We start from the raw sequence: 5,954 nt of genomic DNA, 5'->3' as shown, positions 1-5,954 counted from the left end.
TGTCGGAAACCGCCATAACACTTCTGCGGCGAGGGCGCGAAATATGACGGCAGCCATGGACGAGCTTCTCGGCATTCTCGACCTCGAGAAGCTGGAACACAATCTGTATCGTGGTCGCAGCCCGCTGCTCGACTGGCAGCGCGTGTTCGGCGGCCAGACCATCGCCCAGGCGCTGGTGGCGGCGCAGCGGACAGTGGATCCCGATCGGTACGTGCATTCGCTGCACGGCTATTTCATGCGGCCCGGCGACACCAAGGTGCCGATCGTCTACGAGGTCGACCGCATTCGCGACGGCGGCTCCTTCACCACGCGGCGCGTGGTGGCGGTCCAGCACGGCCAGGCGATCTTTTCGCTCGAAGCCTCGTTCCAGCAGGATGAGGTCGGCCTGGAGCACCAGGTGCCGATGCCGCAGGACGTTCCGGGGCCGGACACATTGCTGTCGCAACGCGAATTGCTGGGCAAATTCGGCGAGGCGGTGCCCGATGGGATCAAACGCTACTGGGAGCGCGACCGGCCGATCGAGATGAAGCCGGTGATGCTGAAGCATTACACCAGCCGCGAAAAGCTGGAGCCAAAGCAGAACATCTGGATCCGCACCACCGGTCCGGTGCCGGCGGACCACGCCATCCAGGCAGCGGTGCTCGCCTATCTCTCCGACATGACGCTGCTCGACACATCGACCTTCGCGCATGGCCGCGCCATTTTCGATCGCGATATCCAGGCGGCGAGCCTCGACCACGCCATGTGGTTCCACCGCAGCCATGCGCTCGACGACTGGATGCTCTACACGCAGGACAGCCCGTCGACGCAGGGCTCGCGCGGCTTTACACGCGGCTCGCTGTTTGCCCGCGACGGTACGCTGATTGCCTCGGTTGCGCAGGAAGGGCTGATCCGGCTCAAGCGATCGCCTGCAGAGTAGGCATTTTTCAAAATTTGCCTAATTTTTAAGCAGGCGTATCGCCGCAGCTGTGGGCAGGTTGCGTCGGTGCACCCCCTAATCTCTTTGTTTACAGTGGGTTAACACCCTGCTTCGGCACTTGGCACGGAGCTTGAATCCTTGTGGGCACTCTCCGGCTCTTTGGGATCGGTGAAGGTGTACAAACGCGGGGGACCGCAACAGCAAAGGGTGAAACCTTATGAAAATCGTGATGGCAATCATCAAGCCGTTCAAGCTCGACGAGGTACGCGAAGCGCTCACCGCCGTCGGCATCCAGGGCCTGACCGTCACCGAAGTCAAAGGCTACGGGCGTCAGAAAGGGCATACGGAGATCTATCGCGGGGCGGAATACGCGGTCAGCTTCCTGCCGAAGATCAAGATCGAAGTCGCGGTCAGTGCCGACATGGTCGACAAGGCCGTCGAAGCCATCACCGCAGCCGCCAAGACCGGCCAGATCGGCGACGGCAAGATCTTCGTTTTCGGCATCGATCAGGCGGTGCGCATCCGCACCGGCGAAACAGACACCGACGCGCTCTGAGCGGCGATCACGTATTCCAATGGAGAGTTCAATGAATATTCCTTCCACCTTGAAGACGACGGGACGAGCTGCCCTTTTGGGTTCGCTTGCTCTCGCAGCATTGGGCACGGTCGCCGCCTTCGCACAGGAAGCGGCACCGGCCGCAGCCGCGGCCGCGCCGGCTGCTGCCCCGACCCCGGTGCTCGACACCGGCAACACCGCCTGGATGCTGACCTCGACGGCGCTGGTGCTGATGATGACCATTCCGGGCCTTGCGCTGTTCTACGGCGGCATGGTGCGCAAGAAGAACGTGCTCGCCACCGTCATGCAGAGCTTCGCCATCACCTGCCTGGTGACGGTGCTGTGGTTCATGTTCGGCTATTCGCTGGCCTTCTCGGACGGCGGCGGCGTGAACAGCTATATCGGCGGCACCTCGAAGTTCTTCCATCACGGCATCACCACGGCCTCGCTGTGGCTGCCGGGCGTCGCCAACATTCCTGAATTCGTGTTCTCGATGTTCCAGATGACGTTCGCCATCATCACGCCGGCGCTCATTGCCGGCGCCTTCGCCGAACGCATGAAGTTCTCGGCGCTGCTGATCTTCATGGCGTTGTGGCTGCTGGTCGTCTACGTGCCGATCGCGCATTGGGTCTGGGGTGGCGGCTTCCTCGGATCGGCGGGCGTGCTCGACTTTGCCGGCGGTACGGTCGTTCACATCAATGCCGGTGTCGCCGGTCTGGTCTGTGCGCTGGTTCTCGGCAAGCGCGAAGGCTATGGCACCACCAACATGGCGCCGCATAACCTGGTCTATTCGGTGATCGGCGCTTCGCTGCTGTGGGTTGGCTGGTTCGGCTTCAACGCCGGTTCGGAACTGGCAGCCGACGGTCTTGCCGGCGCTGCCATGCTCAACACCCAGGTTGCCACCGCGGCGGCGGCACTGGCCTGGATGTTCGCCGAATGGATCGTCGCCAAGAAGCCTTCCGTGCTCGGCATCATCTCGGGTGCGGTTGCCGGCCTGGTCGCGGTGACGCCGGCTTCCGGCTTCGTCAACCCGACCGGTGCCTTCATCGTCGGCATCGTCGCAGGCGTCGTCTGCTACCTCTCGGCGGTCAAGGTCAAGCACATGTTCGGCTATGACGACTCGCTCGACGCCTTCGGCGTGCATGGCGTCGGCGGTGTGGTAGGCGCTCTGCTCACCGGCGTGCTCGCCGACCCGGCGATCAACAGCCTCGGCGCAGGTGCTTCGCTCGGCAAGCAGATCTACGGCGTTGCCGTCACTATCGTGTGGACCGGCATTGCCACCTTCGTGCTCCTCTACATCGTCAAGGCGCTTGTCGGCCTGCGCCCGACGACCCAGGAAGAGGTCGAAGGCCTCGACATCTCCCAGCATGGCGAAGTGGTGCCGTAAGGCCAGCTTAGCCAAGGGGCCGGCGGAACCCTCCTCCCGCCGGCCCCATATCTCCACGCAATTCCGAATGGAAAGCGCTGCACAGTTCTCCTGGAATTGCTTTGAAAGATCCCGTCGTGATGCTCCCGAAAGGAGTTCACGCATTGAGGCCCGGATCGCATCCGGGCCTCTTTTTTTGGCAAGCCATTCCGGCAATGCCCGGCTTCACGCAATCACGTTCGCGTGATCATGTTTTTTGAGGAAACAACGACCGCTCTGGTTCCGAACCGTGGGGACGATCGTCGTTCTGACGCTCGTGCCAAACAACAGGGAAGGAAACCATCTCATGAACCTCAAGAACATCTGTCTCGGAGCGCTTGCTCTTTCCATGATCGGCGGCGTGGCGTTTGCCGGTGCTCTGGACGAGCCCGACAACATGGCGCCGTTCTTCACGGATTCCGGCATGAAAACCATGAAGCCGATGGCGGACTTCAAGACAGCTTTCATGGCCATGCCGATGGAAAAGCAGGAAGCGATGAAGAAGGAATGCCAGGATGCGGCGATGAGCAAGCCGCATGCGGAATTCTGCGCCAATGTGCAGGCGCTCGGCGGCGCCAACTGATTTGCCGCGATCGGGCCGAGACCCGATCTCTGTTCAGACGACCAATGGCGGGCCGGCAGCCCGCCATTGTTTCGTTCGATGGAGCTCCATCGGTCCGTCGTCCAACATTGCCTCATACGCCTCAACCGGCGGTAATGAGGTTTGAGCGTCTCAACCTCTTATAGTTAATGCGCCCTTAACCTTCCCACCGATAGTCTGAGACCCGAATCTGCCGGAGTGCGCCACGCACCCGGCGAGTCCACGACAGACGGGGAAGAGCATGCGTTCAGGGGCTTCAGCACCGCTCGCGCTGGCCGATACGGGGCACGGCATCCAGGCGTTCGCGCGGCGTCAGGTGGGGCGGCTGGTTGGCGTCGGCCTGTTCGCGCTGGCCGCCTTTGGCGTTGCCAGCCTTGCCACCTGGAATGTCGCCGATCCGAGTTTTTCCCACGCGACGAACAACACCGTCACCAACGCCATGGGCTATGCGGGTGCCGTGTTCTCCGACCTCGCCATGCAGTTCTTCGGCCTCGCCGCCGTCGCCGCCCTGGTTCCGACGGTCATCTGGGGCTTCCTGCTGTTTTCCGCGCGCGGCGTCGACAGGCTGCCCAAGCGCGGGTTGTCCTGGTTCGGCTTCGCGCTGCTGGCCGCTGCGATGGTCGGCTGCGTGGTGCCGCCCAAGACCTGGCCGCTGCCCACCGGCCTCGGCGGCGTGTTCGGCGACATGGTGCTGAAGATCCCCGGTGTCGTCATCGGCGGCTATCCGACCGGGCTGATCGCCAGCATCATCGCCATCCTGCTTTCGGCGCCCGCACTGTGGCTCTTTGCCCATGGCTCGGCGCTGATCGGACGCAAGAACGGCTTTGCGGTGATGGAGGACGAGCCCGCCGTCGATCCGCGCGAGGACGACCTTTTGTTCGACAATGACGAGGACGAAGGCGACGAGGGCATCCTGGCGCTCGGCGCCATCACCCATTGGTGGCTGTCGCTGCGCGCGTGGATGCACCGCCGCGCCGTGCGCCGCAGGCAAGAGCGGGACGAGTACGAGCCGGAGATGGAGCAGCGCTCCACCGCCTGGCGCCGCGCGGCCGAACGGGTCGAATCGGCCGAGTTCGCCGAGCAGCGGATGAGCCAGGATGGCCGCGCCCGCGTCGAGCCGGAATTCTTCGCCGCCATGGTCAATGACCGCAGCGCCTCGCTCGACCCCGACGATGCCGATATCTTCGACGACCGCTTCGACAATGCGGGCGAGGATGCCGATTTCGACGATGAGCCTGTCGTGCAACGCCGCGGCGCGCCGACCGCCAAGGTACAGCCGTTCCGTTCCGATGCCGCCACGCGCGTCGAGGCGCCGGCGGCGCGCCCCGTGCCAGGCGCCCGTGTGCAGCGCGAGGCGCAGACATCGCTGATCGGCTCTGAAAAATTTGAAATGCCGTCGCTGCACTTCCTCTCCGAGCCGAAGAACGTGGTGCGCGACGCCAGCCTGTCCAAGGACGCGCTGGAACAGAATGCGCGCCTGCTCGAAGGCGTGCTGGAGGATTTCGGCGTCAAGGGCGAGATCATCGCCGTCCGTCCGGGTCCGGTCGTCACGCTCTATGAGCTCGAACCGGCGCCCGGCATCAAATCGTCGCGCGTCATCGGCCTGTCCGACGACATCGCCCGCTCGATGAGCGCCATCGCCTGCCGCGTCGCGGTGGTGCCCGGCCGCAACGCCATCGGCATCGAACTGCCGAACGCCAAGCGCGAAACCGTCTATCTCAGGGAGATCCTGGCCAGCCGCGATTTCGAGACGACGAAGGCCAAGCTGGCACTGGCGCTGGGCAAGACCATCAATGGCGAGGCGGTCATCGTCGACATCGCCAAGATGCCGCACGTGCTGGTCGCCGGCACCACCGGCTCGGGCAAGTCGGTCGCCATCAACACCATGATCCTGTCGCTGCTCTACCGGCTGACGCCGCAGGATTGCCGGCTGATCATGATCGATCCGAAGATGCTGGAACTCTCGGTCTATGACGGCATCCCGCATCTGCTGACGCCCGTCGTCACCGATCCGAAGAAGGCGGTGGTGGCGCTGAAATGGACCGTGCGCGAGATGGAGGACCGCTACCGCAAGATGTCCAAGGTCGGCGTGCGCAACATCGACGGCTTCAACGCCCGCGTCAGCCAGGCGGACAAGAAGGGTGAGAAGATCTCGCGCACCGTTCAGACCGGCTTCGACCGCCAGACCGGCGAGGCGATCTACGAGACCGAGAACCTCGATCTCGAGCCGATGCCCTATATCGTCGTCATCATCGACGAGATGGCCGACCTGATGATGGTCGCCGGCAAGGACATCGAAGGTGCCGTGCAGCGCCTGGCTCAGATGGCGCGCGCCGCCGGCATCCATGTCATCATGGCAACGCAGCGGCCGTCGGTCGACGTCATCACCGGCACCATCAAGGCCAATTTCCCGACCCGCATCTCCTTCCAGGTGACGTCGAAGATCGACAGCCGCACCATTCTGGGCGAGCAG

The 5,954-nt window shown here is 63.6% G+C and carries 5 protein-coding genes; all 5 read left to right on the top strand.

Annotated elements, in window-relative coordinates:
• Nucleotides 1-43 precede the first annotated feature (43 nt).
• Nucleotides 44-919, top strand: a complete 876-nt coding sequence (gene tesB, locus EN925_RS19520) for an acyl-CoA thioesterase II (RefSeq protein ID WP_127388292.1) — start codon at nt 44-46, stop codon at nt 917-919.
• Nucleotides 920-1,136: 217 nt separating this feature from the next.
• The gene (locus tag EN925_RS19515) at nt 1,137-1,475 is read left to right on the top strand and encodes a P-II family nitrogen regulator (RefSeq protein ID WP_013528889.1); all 339 of its coding nucleotides are present in this window, start codon (nt 1,137-1,139) and stop codon (nt 1,473-1,475) included.
• A 205-nt stretch (nt 1,476-1,680) separates the two neighbouring features.
• Nucleotides 1,681-2,862, top strand: a complete 1,182-nt coding sequence (locus tag EN925_RS19510; protein ID WP_224619141.1) for an ammonium transporter — start codon at nt 1,681-1,683, stop codon at nt 2,860-2,862.
• Nucleotides 2,863-3,187: 325 nt separating this feature from the next.
• Nucleotides 3,188-3,463 (top strand): hypothetical protein, encoded by a 276-nt coding sequence (locus EN925_RS19505; RefSeq protein WP_013528891.1) that lies wholly within the window; start codon nt 3,188-3,190, stop codon nt 3,461-3,463.
• A gap of 259 nt (nt 3,464-3,722) precedes the next feature.
• Nucleotides 3,723-5,954 (top strand): DNA translocase FtsK (locus tag EN925_RS19500; protein WP_164894283.1); only part of this gene is annotated, 2,232 nt, incomplete at its 3' end.

The organism is Mesorhizobium sp. M7A.F.Ca.US.006.04.2.1 (genome assembly GCF_004022915.1).
GTDB classification, from domain to species: Bacteria; Pseudomonadota; Alphaproteobacteria; order Rhizobiales; family Rhizobiaceae; genus Mesorhizobium; species Mesorhizobium ciceri.
This window is presented reverse-complemented; position numbering and strand designations above follow the sequence as displayed.